Below are 21,219 nucleotides of genomic sequence, written 5' to 3' on the forward strand. Positions count from 1 at the left end.
GGCTGGCCTTTTTGTGATACGTGGCGTTTCAGGTCTGCGGACGTTGTGCGTGGTTCACTTCCACCCAACGACGCACGCGCTCGGCGTCCCCGATACGGCTGAGTTTGCCAGCTGAATCCAAGAACACCAAAATCAACTTTCGGCCCGCTATTTTGGCTTGCATCACCAAGCACTGGCCCGCCTCAGAGATATAACCAGTTTTTTGCAAACCAATGTCCCAATTCGGGTTCTTTACCAACCGGTTGGTCGTGTTGTATTGCAAGGTTCGCTTGCCCACTTCTACTTGATGACTGTGCGACGTTGACAACTCGCGCAACATGGCATCGTTGTAAGCCAACCCGACCAAGGTCGCCAAATCTTTGGCACTGGATTGGTTTTGACTCGACAGGCCAGTTGGTTCGCTGTAGCGTGTGTCGCGCATACCCAACTGGGCGGCTTTGGTGTTCATCAACCCCACGAAAACCGACAACCCCCCAGGATAAGTACGACCTAAGGCATGGGCTGCGCGGTTCTCACTAGACATCAGGGACAAATGCATCAGTTCACCACGGGTCAACGTGGTGCCAACGCGCAAGCGTGAGCTGCTGCCCTTTTCTGTATCAACATCGTCTTGGGTGATGGTGATCGCCTCATCCATTGGCAGCTTTGACTCACTCACAATCAAACCTGTCATGAGTTTGGTGATGGATGCAATAGGCAAAACAGCGCGGTCATTTTTGCTAAGCAAAACCTCTTGCGTGTCTTGGTCAATCACGTAGGCCACACTGGACTTCAAATCGAGATCATCAGCAGTGGCCTGCAAACCAGCGATGTGACCGAAAGATGGCTTGGTGGGAATGACTTTGCCCACTTTGCTGCGTATAGGTGCCTTGGCCACCAATTTCTTGGATTTTTGAACTGTTGGCTTTTGGGGGGTCGCAGCTTGCACGGCGACGGTACAAAAAGTGGTCAAACAGCCCAAAGAAATGGCGAGTAGCAGTCGTTTCAAGGTGGCATCCTTAGGCTTGAAAATCAGAATTAGGTGTAGTTTAACAAAATTCAAAAAATCGCGCAAGATCAAAGACTTGCGCGATTTACATGAGATAACTGATAAGAAGTTAAATTCTGTACAACTTAACCTTGGGCAGCTACCCGATCGGATTTACTTTGGAGCTTATTCAGCGCACTTAAGTAAGCCTTGGCAGATGCCACCACGATGTCGGGGTCAGAGCCCACACCGTTCACCACGCGTCCACTATTTTGCAAACGCACCGTCACTTCACCTTGGCTTTCTGTAGAACCACTGATGGCGTTGACAGAATACAAAACCATCTCAGCGCCACTCTTGACATGGGACTCGATCGCCTTGAGTGAGGCGTCCACCGGGCCATTGCCATGGGCGTCGCCGCGAACTTCCTTGCCGGCCAACGTGAACACAACGCTGGCATGGGGACGCTCACCGGTCTCACTGTGCTGGGACAAAGAAACAAAGGCAAATTGCTCATTCTCTGCAATCAGGCTTTCTTCGCTGACCAACGCCAAGATGTCTTCGTCAAAAATTTCGCTCTTGCGATCTGCCAATTCTTTGAATTTGGCGAAGGCGGTGTTGGTATCAGCTTCGCTGTTCATTTGCACGCCTAAATCTTCCAAGCGTTGTTTGAAGGCATTACGACCACTGAGTTTGCCCAACACAATTTTGTTGGCGCTCCAGCCCACGTCTTCCGCACGCATAATTTCATAGGTATCGCGAGCTTTGAGCACACCATCTTGATGAATACCAGAGGCATGCGCAAATGCATTTGCGCCTACCACCGCCTTGTTCGGCTGGACCACAAAACCCGTGGTTTGGCTCACCATGCGGCTAGCAGCCAAGATCTGCTTGGTATCGATACCCATCGACAAGTCGAAATAGTCTTTGCGCGTCTTGACGGCCATGACAATTTCTTCCAACGAACAGTTGCCAGCACGCTCGCCCAAGCCATTGATCGTGCACTCCACTTGACGAGCGCCACCGATCTTTACGCCGGCCAAAGAGTTGGCCACCGCCATGCCCAAGTCGTTATGGCAGTGCACCGACCAAATGGCTTTGTCACTGTTGGGCACGCGCTCACGCAAGGTTTTGATGAAGTTGCCGTACAACTCTGGCACAGCGTAACCCACCGTGTCAGGCACATTGATGGTGGTGGCACCTTCGGCGATCACGGCTTCGATCACGCGACAGAGAAAGTCCATCTCGCTGCGATAGCCGTCTTCTGGGCTGAACTCGATGTCACCCACCAAATTCCGGGCGAAACGCACCGATTGCTTGGCCTGCTCCAGCACCTGTTCAGGCGACATGCGCAACTTCTTCTCCATGTGCAAGGGCGAAGTTGCAATGAAGGTGTGAATGCGGGCGCTGTTGGCACCTTTGAGGGCCTCGGCAGCACGGCTGATGTCTCGGTCATTGGCACGGGATAAAGAGCAAATGGTCGAATCTTTGATGGCGTTGGCAATAGCTTGAACCGCTTCAAAGTCACCGTTTGAGCTGGCAGCAAAACCGGCTTCAATCACATCCACCTTCAGACGTTCCAACTGGCGCGCGATGCGCAATTTTTCGTCGCGCGTCATAGAGGCGCCAGGCGATTGTTCGCCGTCACGCAAGGTGGTGTCAAAAATGATGAGCTTGTCGGTCATGGTCAGAACTCCTAAAAACTTGAAAAACCTGCAACGTGTGGATCGACCCCAAAGCAAAAGGCCCGCTGCGGTTGCATACGGGCCTTGTTTGGGATTGCGCGTGCGCTACCAACTCCGCCCGTTGGGGGATAGAAGCAGTAGTGTCAGCGAAAAATTTTGCATGGCCTGAATTTAGCACAAAGCCCAAGCCCTTCCCTGTCTCATTTGTGCAAACCTTGCTCATCGGGCTCATCCGTGGACATGCTGATAACGCTGGTTTGCAAGCCCTTGGCACGCCGCCAAGCGTACAAGGCGTAGCCACTCAGTCCATAAAACATGAAGAGCGCAAACAACACAATAGGCGGGTGAATATTGATGACGGCAATCACCAAGGCCAACATCACGATGACAGCGAAAGGCACGCTCTTTTTCATTTGAACGTCTTTAAAGCTGTAAAAAGGCACGTTGGTCACCATCGTCAACCCAGAATACAAACACATGGCAAACATGGGCCACATGACCTCTGAGCCTTTGTAACCCATGTCATTCATCACCCAAATGAAACCCATCACCAGCGCCGCAGCTGCGGGCGATGGCAAGCCTTGAAAAAAGCGTCGATCTACCACAGCGGTGTTGACGTTGAAGCGAGCCAAACGCAAAGCAGCACAAGAGATGTACACAAAGGCCGCCACCCAACCCCAGCGCCCTGCGCCCTTCAATGCCCACTCGTAAGAAATCAAAGCAGGCGCAGCACCAAATGACACCATGTCTGCCAGGGAGTCCATTTGCTCGCCAAAAGCACTTTGGGTATTGGTCATACGGGCCACGCGGCCATCCAAACTGTCTAGCACCATGGCGCAAAACACACCGATGGCCGCCATTTCAAATCGGTCATTCATGGCCATCACAATGGCATAAAAGCCACCAAACAAGGCCGCCAATGTGAATAAGTTGGGCAAGACGTAAATACCCTTGCTGGGTTTGCGAGGCACGTTTTCCTCAGCACTATCGTGTAAATCAGACATGCGTCTTGCTCCCAAAATGAAGGGTTGAGTGTAAGGGCTAGCACGCTCAAAATTCAGCTTCGCCCATGAATGACAAAGGCCACCGAAGTGGCCTTTGTTCATGCAAAAAAGCCGGGCTTAGTTGCGGGTTTGGTCAACCAATTTGTTCTTGGCGATCCAAGGCATCATGGCGCGCAGTTGGCCACCCACCACTTCGATCTGGTGATCGGCGGTGTTGCGACGGCGTGCAGTCATGCTTGGGTAGTTCAAGCGGCCTTCTTGGATGAACATCTTGGCGTATTCGCCATCTTGAATGCGCTTCAAAGCGTTGCGCATGGCTTCACGGCTTTGTGCGTTGATCACTTCAGGACCGGTCACGTACTCGCCGTATTCGGCGTTGTTCGAGATCGAGTAGTTCATGTTGGCGATGCCGCCTTCATAGATCAAGTCAACGATCAGCTTCAACTCGTGCAAGCACTCGAAGTAAGCCATTTCTGGGGCGTAGCCAGCTTCGACCAAAGTCTCAAAGCCCATCTTCACCAGTTCAACCGCACCACCGCACAACACGGCTTGCTCGCCGAACAAGTCGGTTTCGGTTTCTTCTTTGAAGTTGGTTTCGATGATGCCGGCCTTGCCGCCACCGTTGGCCATGGCGTAGCTCAAAGCCAAGTCACGGGCCTTGCCGCTCTTGTCTTGGTGCACGGCCACGAGGTGAGGCACGCCGCCACCTTGGGTGTAAGTGTTGCGCACGGTGTGGCCAGGGGCCTTCGGTGCGACCATCCACACGTCCAAGTCAGCGCGTGGCACGACTTGGTTGTAATGGACGTTGAAGCCGTGAGCAAACGCCAACGATGCGCCTTGCTTGATGTGAGGGGCCACGTTGTTGGCATACACCTCAGAGATCATTTCGTCAGGCAACAAGATCATGACCACGTCAGCGGCTTTCACTGCGTCATTCACTTCCATCACGGTCAAGCCGGCTTTGCCGACTTTGTCCCAAGATGCGCCACCTGTGCGCAAACCGACCACGACTTTAACGCCGCTGTCGTTCAAGTTTTGTGCATGGGCGTGGCCTTGTGAGCCGTAGCCAAGGATGGCCACGGTTTTGCCTTTGATCAGGCTCAAGTCACAGTCTTTGTCGTAATAAACCTTCATGGTCTCTCCTAAAAAATTTTTGAAAGGGGTTGGAAATCAAACGCGCAAGATGCGCTCACCGCGGCCGATGCCACAAGCGCCCGTGCGAACAGTTTCGAGAATTGCGCTACGGTCAATTGCCTCCAAGAACGCGTCGTTCTTGGACAAATCGCCCGTCAGCTCAATGGTGTAGCTCTTCTCAGTCACGTCAATGATGCGGCCACGGAATATATCCGCCATGCGCTTCATCTCTTCACGCTCTTTGCCCACTGCGCGCACTTTGACGAGCATCAGCTCGCGCTCGGTGTAGGGACCTTCGGTCAAATCAACCACCTTGACCACTTCGATGAGGCGATTCAAGTGCTTGGTGATTTGCTCGATGACATCATCTGAACCGTGGGTTTGGATGGTCATGCGCGACAAGCTGGCGTCTTCGGTGGGGGCCACCGTCAACGACTCAATGTTGTAGCCTCGGGCAGAAAACAAACCGACCACACGCGAGAGTGCACCAGGTTCGTTTTCGAGCATCAGGGAAATGATATGTTTCATGTCTATTTCTCCCTGATCACAAATCTTCGCTGGTCAACAGCATTTCGGTGATGCCCTTGCCAGCCTTGACCATTGGAAACACGTTCTCGGTGGGGTCCGTGCGGAAGTCCATGAACACCGTGCGATCTTTGAGTTTGCGTGCTTCGCGCAACGCAGGCTCCACGTCTTCAGGGCGCTCAATCAACATGCCCACGTGGCCGTAGGCTTCTGCCAACTTCACAAAGTCGGGCAAAGCGTCCATGTAGCTGTGGCTGTAACGGCCGGAATATTCGATCTCTTGCCACTGACGCACCATGCCAAGGTAGCGGTTGTTCAGCGCCATGACCTTGATCGGCGTGTTGTATTGCAAGCAGGTGGACAGCTCTTGGATACACATTTGGACCGAACCTTCACCTGTCACGCAAAACACTTCGCTGTCAGGCTTGGCCAACTTGATGCCCATGGCGTATGGAATACCCACGCCCATGGTGCCCAGACCGCCCGAGTTGATCCAGCGGCGTGGCTCGTCAAAGCCGTAGTACTGAGCCGCCCACATTTGGTGCTGACCGACATCAGAGGTGATGTAGGTGTCCGTGCCCTTGGTCATTTTGTGCAAGGTTTCGATCACGTACTGAGGTTTGATAACCGTCGTGTTCTCGCGGTCGTAACTCATGCAATCGCGCTTGCGCCATGCGTCGATGGTTTCCCACCAGCCGCCTAACGCTGACGAATCGGGCTTCAAACCCGACTCTTTGATCATCTCGATCATTTCGACCAGCACGTCTTTGACATCGCCCACGATTGGGATGTCCACTTTCACACGCTTGGAAATACTCGAGGGGTCAATGTCAATGTGAATGATCTTGCGTTCGTTTTGCGCAAAGTGCTTGGGATTGCCAATCACGCGGTCGTCAAAACGGGCGCCCACGGCCAACAACACATCGCAGTTTTGCATGGCGTTGTTTGCTTCCAAGGTGCCGTGCATGCCCAACATGCCCAAAAACTTGGGATCGCTGGCAGGGTAAGCGCCCAAACCCATCAAGGTGTTGGTACACGGATAGCCCAGCATGTCGACCAAGGTGCGCAACTCTTGTGAAGCGTTCCCCAACAGCACGCCGCCACCGGTGTAGATGTAAGGACGCTTGGCCGCCATCAACAATTGGAGGGCTTTACGAATTTGACCGCCGTGGCCTTTGCGCACGGGGTTGTAAGAGCGCATTTGCACGTCGGCGGGATAGCCCTCAAACATGGTCTTATTAAAAGACACGTCCTTGGGAATATCAATCACCACAGGACCGGGGCGTCCACTGCGTGCAATGTGAAATGCTTTTTTCAGCGTGACCGCTAAATCGCGGACGTCTTTGACCAAAAAGTTGTGTTTGACGATTGGGCGTGTGATGCCAATGGTGTCGCACTCTTGGAAAGCATCTAAGCCAATCGCGTGCGTAGGCACTTGACCGGTGATGATCACCATAGGAATGCTGTCCATGTAGGCAGTCGCAATGCCGGTCACCGCATTGGTAGCACCTGGACCTGAGGTGACGAGGGCAACGCCCACATCGCCCGTCGCACGCGCGTAACCGTCTGCTGCATGGACTGCCGCCTGTTCATGGCGAACCAGCACATGCTGAATGGTGTCTTGCTTGTACAAAGCATCGTAAATGTAGAGAACGGCGCCGCCTGGATAACCCCAGACGAACTTGACGTTCTCAGCTTGAAGCGCTTTCACGAGAATCTCAGAGCCCATCAGCTCCTGCGATTGCCCGTTCAAGGCTGTGGCGGAATTTTTATCCGCAGTGGAAGTATTCATGATTAACCTTAGTGAATTTCGTCAACGAAAAACCCGGGGTGCTTCTTGGCGAACCCTTGTGGGGCAGCGTCGAAACTTAAGGCCTTCAGCCATGGACGCATGAGTGATTGCGTCGGACCCAGACCCGTTTGCTTATTTTTTGTCGAATTGCAGCCCGCTATTATGGCATCAAGCGATGCCCCCATCGGCCAGAGCGCAAACGCATGGCTAAGCAAGTGACATAATCGCGCCCGTCTCATCTTGAACACGGTCCTTTGTGGCTTCAGAAAAAGAACTTTCCGACTTCCTCCGCAGCGTAGAAAAACGAGCCTTCAAACGCTCGATTTATCACGTTCGAGACGATGAGGCGGCCCTTGACATTGTTCAAGACAGCATGATGAAACTCGCCGAGCATTACGGGGACAAGCCCGCCAATGAACTGCCCATGTTGTTTCATCGCATTTTGTCCAACACCACGTTGGACTGGTTTCGCCGAAACAAAACCAAACGTGCCTTGTTCAGCAACTTCAGCGATTTCGAATCCAGCCATGAGGAAAGTGACTTTGACCTTTTAGAGTCGTTGGTTGTTGGTAATGACACACAAATGACACAGAGCGCAGAAGATAATTTCGCAATGACTGCGCGCGTGGAAGATATTGAAGAAGAGATACAAAATTTGCCCGCACGTCAACGAGAAGCCTTCTTGCTGCGTTATTGGGAGGATCTCGATGTTGCAGAGACGGCAACTGCCATGGGATGTTCAGAAGGAAGTGTCAAAACGCACTGTTCGCGTGCCGTTCTAGCGCTCAGCAAAGCGCTCAAAGCAAAGGGAATTCAACCATGACGACTACACACACACTCAGCCCCTCGCTTCAAGACCAATTTGGGCAACGCATCGCCGCCCGCCTCAACAACGACACCCTGGACCTGCCTCACGACATCTCCGAACGACTTCGCGCAGCCCGCACGCGTGCTGTAGCTGCCCGCCTTATTCCCCAAACTCGACTGCAACTCAGCCAAGCTGGCGTTCAACAAAACGGTACAGCCTTGCTTCATTTGGGTGACGAAGGTCTGAATTTGTGGAGCCGTTTGGCTTCCTTCTTCCCACTCATTGCTCTGGTGGCGGGTTTGGCCCTCATTTCCACCATTTTGGACGACGATCGTGCCAACGAGTTGGCAGAAATTGACGCTGTTCTGCTGACCGATGACTTGCCGCCTGCCGCTTACGCGGACCCAGGCTTCCTACAGTTCCTCAAAAACCCCACTACTCCTGACCCACAACAGTAAATCGTGCCTATGCCTGTCTTGAGCCAATTACCGTTGTGTTTTATGCAACTCACTTTAGTGAGTGTGTTTGTTTTGGCCATCGACAACCCTAGCGCAGCACAGACCGCAACGGCCACCGGTTCACCAACAGCTTCAGGCGCAGTCGCCCTGACCAATCGTCCCCAGTGGCACGAGTTAACAACCGCCCAGCAACAAGCCTTGTCGCCTTTGGTGCAGCTGTGGCCATCGATGACAGAGCCTCACAAACGCAAGTGGCTCGCCGTGTCACAAAACTTTGCACAGCTTTCACCGGACGAGCGCACCACCATCCAAAGTCGCATGCGCGAATGGGCCGCATTGACCGCACAACAACGCGCAACGGCTCGCCTGAATTTCGCAAATGCACAGCAATTGCTTCAAGAAGACAAACGCGCCAAATGGGAAGCCTACTCGGCCTTACCTGAAGAGGCCAAGCAAAAACTAGCAGCCCAACAAATCAAACCCTTGACCGGTGTAGCGCCTGCCGTCAAACCTGTGGCGGCTGGAAAAATCACAACACCGCCAGCAGCCAGCTCAACAAAAGCGCTGCCACGCATTGCCTCCGATCAATCCGCCCCCGCTACGTTGTTGCCTATCACCACAACAGCTTCCTCACCAGACGCCGCGCTGAATCCCGAGAACACGGTTTCCCCAGAATGAACGCAAACCTTGAGGCGTCCGATGCGGCGCTCCGCACGCCTAGCCTGCGTCGTCGCATGGCCTGTTGGATTTACGAAGGTCTGCTTCTGTTCGCCGTCATGTTCATGGCCGGCTACTTGTTCAGCACGCTCAGTCAAACCCGGCATGCGCTTGATAATCGCCACGGCTTGCAAGCTTTTTTGTTCCTAATTTTTGGTATTTACTTCACTTGGTTTGGTCACAAAGGCCAGACCCTCGCCATGAAAACTTGGCGTATTCGCCTGGTTGACACCTCTGGCAAAGCCCTTTCTCAAGGGCGTGCCTTGTGGCGCTACGTGTTGAGCTGGGTTTGGTTTTTGCCGCCCTTGATCGTGATCTCTGGCTTGGCCCTGTCTGGCGGTGAAACCTTGCTGTTGCTTTTGGGTTGGGCGTGTGTCTGGGCCGTGCTCAGTCGTTTTCAACCGGAAGGCCAGTTCTGGCACGATGTTTGGGCTGGTACTCGGCTCATTCACTCCGAGCCATTGAGCCGCTAAGGGCACCGTCATGGAAGTGAATCCTCAAAAGCAACGCACAGGGCTCAGTCGCCTCTTTCATGCCTTTGGCTACTCCCTCAGCGGTTTGCGCGCCGCTTGGTTTGAAAAAGCATTCCGCCAAGAAGCCATCGCAGCCTTTGTCTTGGTGCCTGCTGCATTTTGGCTAGGCAAAACTTGGCTTGAAATCGCCATGCTCGTCGCGGTGGTTTTTTTAGTCATGGTGGTCGAGTTGCTCAACACAGGCATCGAGTCAGCCATCGACCGAATTGGCCCTGAGTGGCATGCACTTGCCAAACGTGCCAAAGACATTGGCAGTGCCGCCGTACTGATGAGCCTGGTGCTGTGCTTGGGTGTTTGGTCAGCCGCGCTTTGGACCAACGTGATCGCCTCATCATGACCTCTGACAACATCCCAGCTTTTTCAGTCTGCGTCTACTGTGGTTCACGCGATGGCGTCTTGCCTATTTATGCAGATGTGGCTCGCGAAGTAGGTCAATGGATTGGCAGCCACCATGGCCAATTGGTCTACGGCGGTGGCAACAACGGACTCATGGGCTTGGTCGCACAAGCCACGGCAGATGCTGGCGGTCGCGTCGTGGGCATCATTCCCAAAGCACTTCAACCGACAGAAAACACCCGCACCGCCTGCAACGAACTGCATGTGGTGGACACCATGCACGAGCGCAAACGCATGATGGCCGAACGCGCCGATGTGTTCTTGGCCTTACCAGGCGGCATTGGCACCTTTGAAGAATTCTTTGAAGTTTGGACATGGCGCCAACTCGGCTACCACGACAAACCTATCGGGCTGCTCAATACCCAAGGTTATTACGACGGTCTGTTGAGTTTTGCCAAAAATAGCGTCACTCAAGGTTTTTTGAGTGACTGGCAGATGGACTTGATTCGCACCGGCGAGCACCCTCAAACCCTGTTGCGCGATTTGGTGCAAGCGGCTGGTTTCGCCCCTCAGCCCCGATTAGCCATGCTCTAAGCCCAACGAACTTCAACGCTGAAACATGAAAAAAAGCCGCCGTCTGTAAAGACGGCGGCTTTTCATTTGACGCAGAAACTCAAATGGCTGTTTCGTCCAATTCGCCGGTACGGATACGCACCACACGCTCCACAGCGGTCACAAAAATCTTGCCGTCACCAATTTTTCCGGTGCGTGCCGCGCGAACAATGGCATCGACGCAGTTGTCAACGTCCTCGGACTTCACCACCACCTCGACCTTCACCTTTGGCAAAAAATCCACCACGTACTCGGCACCACGGTACAACTCAGTGTGCCCTTTTTGTCGCCCAAAACCCTTGACCTCGGTGACGGTCAGGCCTGTGACGCCGCACTCGGCCAAGGCTTCGCGCACTTCTTCGAGTTTGAAAGGTTTGATCACTGCGGTAATTTGCTTCATGGGGAAACTCCTTGAACTTGAAACTGAAGAGAGACAAGCGCTTGCGTTAAAGAACTGAAACTCAAGCGCGAAATTTGTTGGTAATAGGATAACGCCAATCTTTGCCAAAACTGCGGTGCGTCACCCGAATGCCCACGGGCGACTGGCGGCGTTTGTACTCATTGATGCGAATCAAACGCGTCACCTTCTCCACATCGGCGGGCGCAAAACCCGCGGCGATGATGTCGGCAGAACTTTCGTCGTTTTCCATGAAACGCGACACGATCTCGTCCAGCACCTCGTAAGGCGGCAGACTGTCTTGGTCGGTTTGGTCGGGACGCAACTCGGCGCTAGGTGGACGCGTGATGATGCGCTCGGGGATAGGTTCAACGCCCGTGCCGTAAGGGTCGTTCGCATTGCGCCAATGCGCCAGTTTGAACACCAAGGTCTTGGCGACGTCTTTGATGACCGCAAAACCACCCGCCATGTCGCCATACAGCGTGCAATAGCCTGTGGCCATTTCGCTCTTGTTGCCCGTCGTCAACACGATGGACCCAAACTTGTTAGACAACGCCATCAGCAAAGTACCACGAATGCGGGCTTGAATGTTCTCCTCGGTGGTATCGAGTTGGGTGCCTTCAAAATCGGCCTTGAGTGAGCCCAAGAACGCTTCGAACTCCGGGACGATGGACACCTCGTCGTAACGCACGCCCATGCGTTGGGCCATGTCGCGCGCATCCACCCAACTGATCTCGGCGGTGTAGGGTGACGGCATCATCACCGTGCGAACGCGGTTGGCGCCCAAAGCATCCACCGCGATGGCCAGCACCAACGCTGAGTCGATACCACCAGACAAGCCCAACAACGCACCAGGAAACCCGTTTTTACCAATGTAATCGCGCACGCCTAATACCAAAGCGTGCCACAAATCTGACTCCAACGAAGCCTCGGCCACCACCTCGCCCTCCAAGGCAGTGACAGCACTTGCGGTGTACGCAACACAAAAATGATGCTCTTCAAAACTCGGCGCCCGCGCCGCCAAAGCGCCATCGGCATTCAATGCAAACGAACGTCCCTCAAACACCACCTCGTCTTGCCCACCCACCAAATGGGCGTAAATCAAGGGCAATTGTGTGGCTTGTGTGCGGCTGCGCATGGCCTGCTCGCGCTCGTCGCCCTTGCCCACATGGAACGGCGAGGCGTTGATCACCGCCAGAAGCTCTGCACCTGCTGCTTTGGCATCCGCTGCGGGCGCATCAAACCAAGCATCTTCACAAATCAGCAAACCGACGCGCACGCCCTGCACCTCAAACACGCACGGCACGTCACCTGGGGTGAAATAACGGCGCTCGTCAAACACTTGGTAGTTGGGCAATTCGCGCTTGGCATACGAGGCCACCACGCGTCCTTCGCACACCACACTGGCCATGTTGAACCGCTGCTGTACTGCCACCGAGCGTGTCCGCTGACTCTCGCCCGTGGGGTGCCCGACCACCACATGCAACCCGTCAAGACCTGCCAGCGCATGGGACACTGTTTTCAAGGCATCATCACAGGCTGCCATGAACGAGGGGCGCAAGAACAAATCTTCTGCAGCGTAGCCGCACAAAGACAGTTCTGGCGTCAACACCAAACGTACGCCTAGCGCGTAAGCCTCTTGGGCGCAGTGGATGATTTTTTGGGCATTCCCAGCCATGTCACCCACGACAAAATTCAACTGAGCAACACAAATTTTGAGAGTCATGGCAGAAGCAACACCGTCCGAAAAAAACATGTCTAAAAACCTGTCTGATTATGTCATTCGCGTGTTCGACAACCCAATGGATCTCCCCGCCGCAGCTTGGGATATCTTGAGTCAAAGCCAGGATGTGCCCTCCCCCTTCATGCGTCACGCGTATTTGGCAGCGTTGCACACCAGCGGCAGCGCCACAGCAGAGACGGGCTGGATCCCTCAGTTTGTCACGCTTTGGCACCAGGATGACTTGGTCGCGGGCTGTGCGCTCTACCTCAAAGACCATTCTTACGGCGAATACGTTTTCGATTGGGCTTGGGCCAATGCCTATGGCGAACACGGCTTGCACTATTACCCCAAAGCCACCAGCGCGGTGCCCTTCACCCCCGTGCCGGGCTCTCGCTTGCTCGCCGTCGATGCCACGGCACGCCAAGCCTTGCTCAAAGCGGTGCTGGCGCTGTGCCAACAACTGAAGCTGTCTTCGTTTCACTTATTGTTTAATAGCCCCAACGACCGCGTCGCCTGCGACGCCTTGGGCTTGATGCAGCGCCAAACCGTGCAGTTCCATTGGAACAACCAAAGCTTTGCTGATTTCGAGGCCTTCTTAGCCAGCCTGTCGCAAGAGAAGCGCAAAAAAATTCGCCAAGAACGCCGCCGCGTCGCCGATGCAGGCGTCGTCTTTCGCACCCAAGTCGGCACGGCCATCAGCTCTGGTGATTGGGATTTTTTCTACCGCTGCTACGAACGCACCTACCTCGAACACGGCAACGCCCCTTACCTGAGTCGCAACTTCTTTGCCCAGATGCAGCGCGAGATGCCAGAAAACTGGGTAATGAACATCGCCGAACGCGAAGGCCTGCCCATCGCCAGCAGCCTGATTGCCGTGCAGGGCTTGGGTGGCACCGAACCCATCGCCTACGGCCGCTATTGGGGCGCTTTAGAGCGTGTTGATTGCTTGCACTTTGAAGCTTGCTACTACCAGCCCCTGAGCTGGTGCATCGCCAACGGCGTTCAGCGGTTTGAAGGTGGCGCCCAAGGCGAACACAAGATGGCCCGGGCCCTCATGCCCGTGCCCACCTACAGCGCCCACTGGTTGGCGCACCCCGTTTTTGCCGATGCGGTCGAACGATTCCTAGAGCGCGAACGCGCAGGCATTGACAACTACCTCGATCACTTGGCTGCGCGCAGCCCTTTCAAACACAACGAACCGCAATAAAACAACGCGTGCGCGCTACAAGCAGGCGCAAAAAAGCCCGCCCTCGTTGCCGAGGCGGGCTTGATAGTCAGCACCAGAAATTACTTGGCGATGTTGTAGTTGGTGATGCCGTCCAAGATTTCTTTCTTGGCAGCGTCAATGCCTTCCCAGCCCTTGACCTTGACCCACTTGCCTTTTTCGAGGTCTTTGTAGTGCTCAAAGAAGTGCGAGATTTGTTGCAACTGCAACTCATGGATGTCAGCCAACGATTGGATGTTGCTGTAACGGGCCAAGATCTTTTCGGTGGGCACGGCCAACACTTTGCCGTCCAAACCGCCTTCGTCTTCCATCATCAAGATGCCCAAAGCGCGGCAAGGCACCACCACGCCGGGTGGCAAGGGGAACGGTGTCATGACCAACACGTCCACAGGGTCGCCGTCACCCGCGATAGTTTGGGGGACATAGCCGTAATTGGTGGGGTAATGCATGGCTGTACCCATGAAACGGTCGACAAACAACGCGCCGGACTCTTTGTCCACTTCGTACTTCACAGGATCAGCGTTCATCGGAATTTCGATGATCACGTTGAAAGATTCAGGCACATTCTTACCGGGGGTGACATTGTTAAGGGACATGGTGTCTCGTTAGAAAAGTTAAAACAAACAGCGTGGATTAAGTCTGATTTTACTTTCATGGGGCTTGCGAACTCTCAAACCGATGGATTCAGCGATGCATCGGGTGCGCTGTCGCGCATTAGGCTGACAAGCCAGGCATCCTGACATAACCTCATGCCATCACTTTTTGGAGCCTCTGTGACGCAGCCCCACACTCCCCCCTCCCCCGCTGATGACCGCGTGCCCTACGCCAAGCCACAACCATGGGGCATGGCCCCCGACATGGTCATTCATGACGTACAAACCTCAGATGAACGCCTTTGGGCACCCGTTGCGCCCGGCATTTGGTCGCGGCCGCTGCATTTGAACGTGTCAGGCGGGTTCTACATCCACTTGCTCAAAGTCAAACGCTCAGGTCTCTTGCAGCGTCACCGCCACTCTGGTCAAGTTCATGCCCATGTGTTGCGTGGCAAATGGTTGTACTTGGAGCACGATTGGGTCGCCGAAGAAGGCAGCTATGTCTTTGAGCCGCCCGGTGAAACGCACACCTTGGTCGTGCCTGACGATTGCCAAGACATGATCACCATGTTCACGGTTCATGGCGCGCTGATGTACGTCGACACCCAAGGCAATGCCACGGGCTACGACGATGTGTTCACCCGCATCGAGAAATACCGCGCACATTTTGAAGCGGTGGGTTTGGGCGCAGATTACGTCAAAAATTTTATGCGCTGATAGCCTTGCCGCTCAATAGCTTTGACCACAAAAAAACCGCCTGTGAACTTGACCAGGCGGTTTTTCGTTGAAGCCTCGGGCTGGCATGAGCCCGCTTGGGCCTCACAAAGGCTTCTTGATCCAGTTGGCGATTTCACCAATGATGCCGCGCCGAAACGCCAACACACAAACCACAAAAATCGCACCTTGGATGATGGTGACCCAAGCGCCAAATTGGGCCAAGTAGTTTTGCATGCTCACAATCACAGCCGCGCCAACTACGGGTCCGAACAAGGTGCCCAAGCCGCCCAGCAAGGTCATTAAGACGACCTCACCCGACATGGACCAATGCACGTCGGTCAGGGAAGCCAACTGAAACACCAGTGACTTGGTAGCCCCAGCCGTGCCAGCCAAAGCGCCAGAAATCACAAACGCGATGAGTTTGAACATGTCGGTGTCGTAACCCAGCGAGATGGCACGGTCTTGGTTTTCGCGGATGGCCTGGAGGATTTGACCAAAAGGCGAATAAATGATGCGCCAGATCATGGCGAATCCGGCCAGGAAAATCGTCAACACAAACAGGTACATGGCCGTGTTGTCGTTCAGATCGATGACACCAAACAACTTGCCGCGTGGCACCGACTGAATGCCATCCTCGCCGCCTGTGAACGGCGTTTGCAAATAAAGAAAGAAGACCATTTGCGAGAAGGCCAAGGTGATCATCGCAAAGTAAATGCCTTGCCGACGGATGGCCAGCATCCCCGTCAGCAAAGCCAACAAGGCCGAACAGCCGGTTGCAAACAACACGACTAACTCCGGATTCCAGCCCCAAACTTTGGCCGCATGCGCTGCTGCATAGCCAGCGGTGCCTAAAAACATGGCGTGGCCAAACGACAGCAAGCCACCAAAACCGATCAGCAGGTTAAAGGCGCAAGCAAACAAGGCAAAGCACATGACCTTCATCAGGAAGATCGGATAAACCCAGATGGGCGCGATGGCCAGAACCAACACCATGAGGGCAAAGGCCACCCATTGGTGCGTGAACGACTGAGTCTGAATGGAGGGTGTCGAGACAGGGGTCATGGTCTTACTTTTGGGTGCCGAACAACCCGGCTGGCTTGATCAGGAGAACAATGGTCATGATGATGAAAATCACCGTACTGGAGGCTTCTGGGTAAAACACTTTGGTCAGACCTTCAATCAGGCCCAAGCCAAATCCGGTGAGGATGGCCCCCATGATGGAGCCCATGCCACCGATCACCACCACGGCAAACACCACAATGATGATGTCAGCCCCCATGGTGGGGTTCACTTGGTAAATAGGTGCCGCCATCACGCCTGCAAAAGCAGCCAAGCCGACGCCGAAGCCATACGTTAAGGTGATCATGCGCGGCACGTTGATGCCAAACGCTTGAACCAAGCTTGGGTTCTCGGTGGCTGCGCGCAAGTAGGCGCCCAACTTGGTGCGCTCAATCACGTACCACGTGGAAAGGCAGACCACCAGCGAAGCCACAATGACCCATGCGCGGTACTTGGGCAGGAACATGAAACCGGTGTTGTAAACACCCTTGAAAACTTCGGGCACCGGATAAGGCATGCCCGAAGAACCGAATTCGTGACGAAACAGACCCTGAATGATCAAGGCCAGCCCGAAGGTCAGTAGCAGACCATAGAGATGGTCCAGCTTGTACAACTGCTTGAGCATGGTGCGCTCAATCAGCATGCCGGTGGCGCCCACTACCAGAGGTGTGACGACCAGCGCAACCCAGTAATTGATCCCTAGCTTGGTCAAACCCAGATAGGCCACAAAGGCACCCAGCATGTACTGGGCGCCATGGGTGAAGTTGATGATGTTCAGCAAGCCGAAAATCACGGCAAGACCCAAAGAGAGCATCGCGTAAAAGGACCCGTTGATGAGTCCGATCAGCAATTGCCCAAACAGGGCTTGCGAAGGTATGCCAAAGATTTCCATGATGATTCGACTTGCTTGAACAGTAGGGTGTGATTACTTCTTAACCAAGGGGCATTCGCTCTCAGACAATGGGCGGAAGGCCTCATTGGCGGGAATGGTGGCCACCAAGTTGTAGTAGTCGTAAGGGCCTTTGGACTCCGAAGGCTTCTTGACCTGGAACAGGTAGGCGGGATGGATCTTGCGACCGTCAGCACGCACGGTGCCTTTGCCAAACAAAGGATCGTCCGTGGGAAGCTCTTTCATCTTGGCGGCGACTTTGGTGCCGTCATCGGTCTTGGCGGCGTCCACGGCCTTCAAGTAGTGAATCACGCTGGAATAGACGCCCGCTTGCACCATCGAAGGGTACTTGCCGCCTTGGAGTGCCGCAAAACGCTTGGTGAAAGCGCGGGTGTTGTCGTTCAGGTCCCAATAGAAGGTTTCGGTCAACTGCAGGCCTTGGGCGATGTTCAAACCCAGCGAATGCACGTCGGGCAAGAACACCAACAAGCCCGCCAAGCTTTGGCCGCCTTTGGTGATGCCGAATTCGGCAGCTTGCTTGATCGAGTTGGTGGTGTCACCACCTGCGTTGGCCAGACCAATGATCTTGGCTTTAGACGCTTGTGCTTGCAACAAGAAAGAAGAGAAGTCTTGTGTTGGGAACGGTGTGCGCACTTTGCCCAACACCTTGCCGCCGTTTTTCAGCACCACGGCTTCGGTATCGCGCTCAAGCGCTTGACCAAACGTGTAATCAGCGGTCAAGAAGAACCACGTGTCGCCACCACTTTTGACAATGGCTTTGCCGGTGCCGTTGGCCAGCATCCAAGTGTCATAAGCCCAATGGATGGTGTTGGCATTACAGGCCTTGCCTGACAAATCGGCCGTTGCAGAGCCGGAGTTGACGTGCAGTTTGCCTTTGTCGGCAGACAATTTCGCAATGGCCAGGCCCACGGATGAGGTGGGCACGTCAGCGATCATGTCGACCTTGTCGGTGTCGTACCACTGGCGTGCTACGTTGGAGCCCACGTCAGGTTTGTTTTGATGGTCAGCACCCACCACTTCAACTTTCAGGGTGCTCTTGGTCGCCTTGATGTAGTCCTCGACGGCCATCTTGGCGGCGGTCACCGAACCAGGGCCCGTGATGTCAGAGTACAAGCCCGACATGTCGTTGAGCACACCGATCTTGACGATGCCGTCAGAGATTTGGGCTTGTGCAGTGCCAGCAAAGGCACATGCAGCCATGGCGGCCAGGGAAAGAAGTTTGCGTTTCATTGTGTTGTCTCCAGTTAGAAAAAATCAGACGCCCAAGTACTCGTTCAACATGCCCATCTTGGAGGACAGCTCTTGCGAGCTGAAGGTTTCCACCATCTGGCCATGTTCCATCACGTAAAACCGGTCTGCCAGCGGCGCGGCAAACCGGAAGTTTTGCTCCACCATGATGATGGTGAAACCCTTGGCCTTGAGGGCCGTGATCATGCGTGCCAGCGCTTGGACGATCACTGGGGCAAGGCCCTCCGAGATCTCGTCGAGCAGCAGGCACCGTGCCCCGGTGCGCAAAATGCGACCCACAGCCAGCATTTGTTGCTCGCCGCCAGACAGGCGCGTGCCTGGGCTGTTGCGACGTTCTAGTAAGTTAGGAAACATGTCGTAGATTTCTTCCACCGTCATGCCATTGGGCGCAATGACGGGCGGCAGCAACAAGTTCTCTTCGCAGGTCAAGGCAGAAAAAATACCGCGTTCTTCAGGGCAATACCCGATGCCCAATTTGGCAATTTGGTGCGGCGCCCACGTCACGGTTTCTTGGCCTTTGATGGTGATGGTGCCCGTGCGACGACCAACCAAGCCCAGAATTGACTTGATGGTCGTGGTGCGGCCCGCACCGTTGCGGCCCAGCAGTGTGACCACTTCGCCTTCGTTCACGGTCATATCCACCCCATGCAGGATATGAGACTCGCCGTACCAGGCCTGCAAATTGCTGATGCGCAAAAATTCTTTGGGTTCAGCCATGCGCCCCCTCCAGTTGGTTGTCGGCGGTGCCCATGTAGGCTTCTAGCACTTGAGGGTTTTGTGACACCACGGCGTAAGGCCCTTCAGCAATCACTTGGCCACGCTGCAACACACTGATGGTGTCGGCAATTTTGGAGACCACGTTCATGTTGTGCTCCACCATCAGAATAGTTCGGTTGGCACCGACTTTTTTGATCAGTTGTGTGACCCGATCCACGTCTTCGTGGCCCATACCTTGCGTGGGTTCGTCCAACAACATCAACTCGGGATCCATGGCCAAGGTGGTGGCGATCTCAAGGGCACGCTTGCGGCCATAAGGCAGCTCGACAGCAGTCAAGTGGGCCATATTGCCCAGGTCGACCTCATCCAGCAGCGCCATGGCTTTGTCGTTGAGTTGGTTCAGGCTGCGTTCCGATTTCCAAAAATGCATGGATAGTCCGGTCGCGCGCTGCAAGCCGATGCGCACGTTTTCCATGACCGTCAAATTGGGAAAGGTTGCCGAAATTTGAAAAGAGCGCACGATGCCGCGACGCGCCACCTGTGAAGGCTTTTCCGAAGTGATGTCGTGGCCGTTGAACACGATCTGCCCTTGGGTAGGGATCAGAAATTTGGTCAACAGGTTAAAGACGGTGGTTTTGCCCGCGCCGTTGGGCCCGATCAAAGCGTGAATCTGTCCTCGCTTGACGCGCAGGTCCACGCCGTTGACGGCGACAAAGCCCTTGAACTCTTTGATGAGTCCACGGGTTTCTAAGATGATTGCTTCAGACATCTTTATATTCTCTGAGAAGCCCACCCGTCTCCCCCTCATGGTTATCCCGATCACTTGTCGCCACAGCGTCTGGCTGGCAAGTGCGCAAAAGCAATGAGGCAAAATCAAACCCATGTCAGAACGCGTCATTCCCTTAGTCGATCAACGGCTCCAATCCTTGGTGGCCACAGTGCCCACCCACCCCATTGCACCTGTGGGCCTACTGAGCGACAGCCTAGGTCGACCTTTGCACGATCTGCGCATCAGCGTGACCGACCGCTGCAACTTCCGCTGCAACTACTGCATGCCCAAAGAAGTGTTCGACAAAGACTATGCCTATTTGCCGCAAAGCAGTTTGTTGAACTTTGAAGAAATCACCCGCTTAGCCACCATTTTTGTAGCCCACGGCGTGCGCAAAATACGGCTCACAGGCGGTGAGCCCCTGCTGCGCAAAAACTTAGAAATTTTGGTGGCACAACTGGCCAGCATCCGCACCCCCGATGGCTCACCGCTGGATCTGACGCTCACGACCAACGGCTCCTTGCTCAAGCGCAAAGCCCAGCAGCTCAAAGACGCGGGCTTGAACCGTGTGACCGTCAGCTTGGATGGCCTTGACGACGCCGTGTTCCGCCAAATGAACGACGTCGACTTCCCCGTCGCCGATGTGTTGGAGGGCATAGAAGCCGCAAAAGCTGCTGGCCTCGGCCTTGACGCACACGGACGTTTCAGCGGCCTCAAAGTCAACATGGTGGTCAAGCGTCGCACCAACGTTGATCAAATCTTGCCCATGGCACGCCACTTTCGTGGCAGCGGCATCACGCTGCGTTTCATCGAGTACATGGATGTCGGCGCCACCAACGGTTGGTGCATGGACGACGTGCTGCCTTCGGCAGACGTGATTGCCAAACTCCAGGAAGAATTCCCGTTGATCGCCCTCGACGCCACCCAGCTGGGCGAAACCGCGCAGCGTTGGGGCTACGCCAATTCAGCCGGCCAGTTCGACCCCAACTTGGGCGAAGTGGGCGTCATCAGCAGCGTCACGCAAGCGTTTTGCGGCGATTGCAACCGTGCACGTCTGTCCACCGAAGGCAAGCTCTACCTCTGCTTATTTGCGACTCAAGGTCATGATCTGCGTAGCCTCTTGCGCCAAGACACGGCCACCGACGCGCAACTGGCCTCGGCCATCGGTCACATTTGGCACCGCCGTGACGACCGTTACTCACAACTCCGAGCCAGCTTGCCCGCCGACAACGCCCCAGCGGTGCGTCGCGTCGAGATGAGCTACATCGGTGGTTGATCCTCTCTTTTCAA

23 protein-coding genes are annotated in these 21,219 nt (G+C 54.7%); 9 read left to right on the forward strand and 14 right to left on the reverse strand.

Features of this window, described 5'->3' with window-relative positions:
• Positions 1-28 precede the first annotated feature (28 nt).
• The 6 genes from B9Z42_RS09975 to B9Z42_RS10000 form a co-directional block, all read right to left on the reverse strand.
• Positions 29-928, reverse strand: coding sequence for a serine hydrolase (locus tag B9Z42_RS09975; protein ID WP_369806868.1), 900 nt, complete (start codon positions 926-928; stop codon positions 29-31).
• A gap of 185 nt (positions 929-1,113) precedes the next feature.
• Complete coding sequence (locus B9Z42_RS09980) at positions 1,114-2,652, reverse strand: 2-isopropylmalate synthase (RefSeq protein WP_100133222.1); 1,539 nt, start codon at positions 2,650-2,652, stop codon at positions 1,114-1,116.
• Between the two features lie 200 nt (positions 2,653-2,852).
• Positions 2,853-3,656, reverse strand: coding sequence for a CDP-diacylglycerol--serine O-phosphatidyltransferase (gene pssA, locus B9Z42_RS09985; protein WP_100133295.1), 804 nt, complete (start codon positions 3,654-3,656; stop codon positions 2,853-2,855).
• Positions 3,657-3,773: 117 nt separating this feature from the next.
• Entirely contained in the window at positions 3,774-4,790 is a 1,017-nt protein-coding gene (gene ilvC, locus B9Z42_RS09990; protein WP_100133223.1) for a ketol-acid reductoisomerase, read from the reverse strand.
• A 36-nt stretch (positions 4,791-4,826) separates the two neighbouring features.
• Positions 4,827-5,318 carry an acetolactate synthase small subunit gene (gene ilvN, locus B9Z42_RS09995; RefSeq protein ID WP_100133224.1) on the reverse strand — a complete coding sequence of 164 codons (492 nt, stop codon included), beginning with the start codon at positions 5,316-5,318 and terminating at the stop codon, positions 4,827-4,829.
• 16 nt (positions 5,319-5,334) lie between these two features.
• Entirely contained in the window at positions 5,335-7,107 is a 1,773-nt protein-coding gene (locus tag B9Z42_RS10000; protein ID WP_100133225.1) for an acetolactate synthase 3 catalytic subunit, read from the reverse strand.
• A gap of 256 nt (positions 7,108-7,363) precedes the next feature.
• Between B9Z42_RS10000 and B9Z42_RS10010 the strand changes: the two genes are divergently transcribed.
• The 6 genes from B9Z42_RS10010 to B9Z42_RS10035 are packed head-to-tail and all read left to right on the forward strand — an operon-like array spanning position 7,364 to position 10,553.
• The gene (locus B9Z42_RS10010) at positions 7,364-7,930 is read left to right on the forward strand and encodes an RNA polymerase sigma factor (protein ID WP_100133227.1); all 567 of its coding nucleotides are present in this window, start codon (positions 7,364-7,366) and stop codon (positions 7,928-7,930) included.
• Complete coding sequence (locus B9Z42_RS10015; RefSeq protein WP_100133228.1) at positions 7,927-8,373, forward strand: DUF3619 family protein; 447 nt, start codon at positions 7,927-7,929, stop codon at positions 8,371-8,373. Before B9Z42_RS10010 ends, B9Z42_RS10015 begins: the two co-directional genes overlap by 4 nt.
• Positions 8,374-8,415: 42 nt before the next feature.
• Positions 8,416-9,051 (forward strand): DUF3106 domain-containing protein, encoded by a 636-nt coding sequence (locus B9Z42_RS10020; protein WP_158235936.1) that lies wholly within the window; start codon positions 8,416-8,418, stop codon positions 9,049-9,051.
• Positions 9,048-9,563, forward strand: a complete 516-nt coding sequence (locus B9Z42_RS10025) for an RDD family protein (RefSeq protein ID WP_100133230.1) — start codon at positions 9,048-9,050, stop codon at positions 9,561-9,563. Before B9Z42_RS10020 ends, B9Z42_RS10025 begins: the two co-directional genes overlap by 4 nt.
• Before the next feature lie 10 nt (positions 9,564-9,573).
• Positions 9,574-9,960: a diacylglycerol kinase gene (locus tag B9Z42_RS10030; RefSeq protein ID WP_100133231.1), complete on the forward strand. Its 387-nt coding sequence runs from the start codon at positions 9,574-9,576 to the stop codon at positions 9,958-9,960.
• Positions 9,957-10,553, forward strand: coding sequence for a TIGR00730 family Rossman fold protein (locus B9Z42_RS10035; RefSeq protein ID WP_100133232.1), 597 nt, complete (start codon positions 9,957-9,959; stop codon positions 10,551-10,553). The genes B9Z42_RS10030 and B9Z42_RS10035 overlap by 4 nt, the downstream gene beginning before the upstream one ends.
• A 79-nt stretch (positions 10,554-10,632) precedes the next feature.
• Here B9Z42_RS10035 and B9Z42_RS10040 read toward each other — a convergent pair whose 3' ends face one another.
• Both B9Z42_RS10040 and B9Z42_RS10045 read right to left on the reverse strand, forming a co-directional pair.
• Positions 10,633-10,971, reverse strand: a complete 339-nt coding sequence (locus tag B9Z42_RS10040) for a P-II family nitrogen regulator (RefSeq protein ID WP_100133233.1) — start codon at positions 10,969-10,971, stop codon at positions 10,633-10,635.
• Between the two features lie 61 nt (positions 10,972-11,032).
• On the reverse strand, positions 11,033-12,694 hold the full coding sequence (locus tag B9Z42_RS10045; protein ID WP_100133234.1) for an NAD+ synthase: 1,662 nt from the start codon (positions 12,692-12,694) through the stop codon (positions 11,033-11,035).
• 28 nt (positions 12,695-12,722) lie between these two features.
• Here B9Z42_RS10045 and B9Z42_RS10050 point away from each other — a divergent pair, with 28 nt between their 5' ends.
• Complete coding sequence (locus B9Z42_RS10050) at positions 12,723-13,898, forward strand: GNAT family N-acetyltransferase (protein ID WP_100133296.1); 1,176 nt, start codon at positions 12,723-12,725, stop codon at positions 13,896-13,898.
• Between the two features lie 80 nt (positions 13,899-13,978).
• Here the strand turns inward: B9Z42_RS10050 and ppa are convergent, their stop codons facing one another.
• Entirely contained in the window at positions 13,979-14,512 is a 534-nt protein-coding gene (gene ppa / locus B9Z42_RS10055; RefSeq protein WP_100133235.1) for an inorganic diphosphatase, read from the reverse strand.
• A 177-nt stretch (positions 14,513-14,689) separates the two neighbouring features.
• Here ppa and B9Z42_RS10060 point away from each other — a divergent pair, with 177 nt between their 5' ends.
• Positions 14,690-15,226: a 2,4'-dihydroxyacetophenone dioxygenase family protein gene (locus B9Z42_RS10060; RefSeq protein WP_100133236.1), complete on the forward strand. Its 537-nt coding sequence runs from the start codon at positions 14,690-14,692 to the stop codon at positions 15,224-15,226.
• Between the two features lie 102 nt (positions 15,227-15,328).
• Here the strand turns inward: B9Z42_RS10060 and B9Z42_RS10065 are convergent, their stop codons facing one another.
• The 5 genes from B9Z42_RS10065 to B9Z42_RS10085 are packed head-to-tail and all read right to left on the reverse strand — an operon-like array spanning position 15,329 to position 19,929.
• The gene (locus B9Z42_RS10065) at positions 15,329-16,288 is read right to left on the reverse strand and encodes a branched-chain amino acid ABC transporter permease (RefSeq protein WP_100133237.1); all 960 of its coding nucleotides are present in this window, start codon (positions 16,286-16,288) and stop codon (positions 15,329-15,331) included.
• A 4-nt stretch (positions 16,289-16,292) separates the two neighbouring features.
• Positions 16,293-17,180, reverse strand: coding sequence for a branched-chain amino acid ABC transporter permease (locus tag B9Z42_RS10070; protein ID WP_199172027.1), 888 nt, complete (start codon positions 17,178-17,180; stop codon positions 16,293-16,295).
• 30 nt (positions 17,181-17,210) lie between these two features.
• Positions 17,211-18,425: an ABC transporter substrate-binding protein gene (locus B9Z42_RS10075; RefSeq protein ID WP_100133239.1), complete on the reverse strand. Its 1,215-nt coding sequence runs from the start codon at positions 18,423-18,425 to the stop codon at positions 17,211-17,213.
• Between the two features lie 24 nt (positions 18,426-18,449).
• Positions 18,450-19,160 carry an ABC transporter ATP-binding protein gene (locus B9Z42_RS10080; RefSeq protein ID WP_100133240.1) on the reverse strand — a complete coding sequence of 237 codons (711 nt, stop codon included), beginning with the start codon at positions 19,158-19,160 and terminating at the stop codon, positions 18,450-18,452.
• Positions 19,153-19,929, reverse strand: coding sequence for an ABC transporter ATP-binding protein (locus B9Z42_RS10085; RefSeq protein WP_100133241.1), 777 nt, complete (start codon positions 19,927-19,929; stop codon positions 19,153-19,155). Before B9Z42_RS10085 ends, B9Z42_RS10080 begins: the two co-directional genes overlap by 8 nt.
• A gap of 112 nt (positions 19,930-20,041) precedes the next feature.
• On the opposite strand from B9Z42_RS10085, the gene moaA reads away from it, so the two are divergent.
• Positions 20,042-21,205 carry a GTP 3',8-cyclase MoaA gene (gene moaA / locus B9Z42_RS10090; RefSeq protein WP_100133242.1) on the forward strand — a complete coding sequence of 388 codons (1,164 nt, stop codon included), beginning with the start codon at positions 20,042-20,044 and terminating at the stop codon, positions 21,203-21,205.
• Positions 21,206-21,219: the final 14 nt, after the last annotated feature.

The sequence above is a fragment of the Limnohabitans sp. B9-3 genome, from assembly GCF_002778325.1.
GTDB lineage: Bacteria > Pseudomonadota > Gammaproteobacteria > Burkholderiales > Burkholderiaceae_C > Limnohabitans > Limnohabitans kasalickyi.

What these genes read in the sequence shown, in the direction of transcription:
- B9Z42_RS09980 (WP_100133222.1), bottom strand. Translation starts at nt 2,652, where the DNA reads ATGACCGACAAGCTCATCATTTTTGACACCACCTTGCGTGACGGCGAA.
- pssA (WP_100133295.1), bottom strand. Translation starts at nt 3,656, where the DNA reads ATGTCTGATTTACACGATAGTGCTGAGGAAAACGTGCCTCGCAAACCC.
- ilvC (WP_100133223.1), bottom strand. Translation starts at nt 4,790, where the DNA reads ATGAAGGTTTATTACGACAAAGACTGTGACTTGAGCCTGATCAAAGGC.
- ilvN (WP_100133224.1), bottom strand. Translation starts at nt 5,318, where the DNA reads ATGAAACATATCATTTCCCTGATGCTCGAAAACGAACCTGGTGCACTC.
- B9Z42_RS10000 (WP_100133225.1), bottom strand. Translation starts at nt 7,107, where the DNA reads ATGAATACTTCCACTGCGGATAAAAATTCCGCCACAGCCTTGAACGGG.
- B9Z42_RS10015 (WP_100133228.1), top strand. Translation starts at nt 7,927, where the DNA reads ATGACGACTACACACACACTCAGCCCCTCGCTTCAAGACCAATTTGGG.
- B9Z42_RS10020 (WP_158235936.1), top strand. Translation starts at nt 8,416, where the DNA reads ATGCAACTCACTTTAGTGAGTGTGTTTGTTTTGGCCATCGACAACCCT.
- B9Z42_RS10025 (WP_100133230.1), top strand. Translation starts at nt 9,048, where the DNA reads ATGAACGCAAACCTTGAGGCGTCCGATGCGGCGCTCCGCACGCCTAGC.
- B9Z42_RS10030 (WP_100133231.1), top strand. Translation starts at nt 9,574, where the DNA reads ATGGAAGTGAATCCTCAAAAGCAACGCACAGGGCTCAGTCGCCTCTTT.
- B9Z42_RS10035 (WP_100133232.1), top strand. Translation starts at nt 9,957, where the DNA reads ATGACCTCTGACAACATCCCAGCTTTTTCAGTCTGCGTCTACTGTGGT.
- B9Z42_RS10040 (WP_100133233.1), bottom strand. Translation starts at nt 10,971, where the DNA reads ATGAAGCAAATTACCGCAGTGATCAAACCTTTCAAACTCGAAGAAGTG.
- B9Z42_RS10045 (WP_100133234.1), bottom strand. Translation starts at nt 12,694, where the DNA reads ATGACTCTCAAAATTTGTGTTGCTCAGTTGAATTTTGTCGTGGGTGAC.
- B9Z42_RS10050 (WP_100133296.1), top strand. Translation starts at nt 12,723, where the DNA reads ATGTCTAAAAACCTGTCTGATTATGTCATTCGCGTGTTCGACAACCCA.
- ppa (WP_100133235.1), bottom strand. Translation starts at nt 14,512, where the DNA reads ATGTCCCTTAACAATGTCACCCCCGGTAAGAATGTGCCTGAATCTTTC.
- B9Z42_RS10065 (WP_100133237.1), bottom strand. Translation starts at nt 16,288, where the DNA reads ATGACCCCTGTCTCGACACCCTCCATTCAGACTCAGTCGTTCACGCAC.
- B9Z42_RS10075 (WP_100133239.1), bottom strand. Translation starts at nt 18,425, where the DNA reads ATGAAACGCAAACTTCTTTCCCTGGCCGCCATGGCTGCATGTGCCTTT.
- B9Z42_RS10080 (WP_100133240.1), bottom strand. Translation starts at nt 19,160, where the DNA reads ATGGCTGAACCCAAAGAATTTTTGCGCATCAGCAATTTGCAGGCCTGG.
- B9Z42_RS10085 (WP_100133241.1), bottom strand. Translation starts at nt 19,929, where the DNA reads ATGTCTGAAGCAATCATCTTAGAAACCCGTGGACTCATCAAAGAGTTC.
- moaA (WP_100133242.1), top strand. Translation starts at nt 20,042, where the DNA reads ATGTCAGAACGCGTCATTCCCTTAGTCGATCAACGGCTCCAATCCTTG.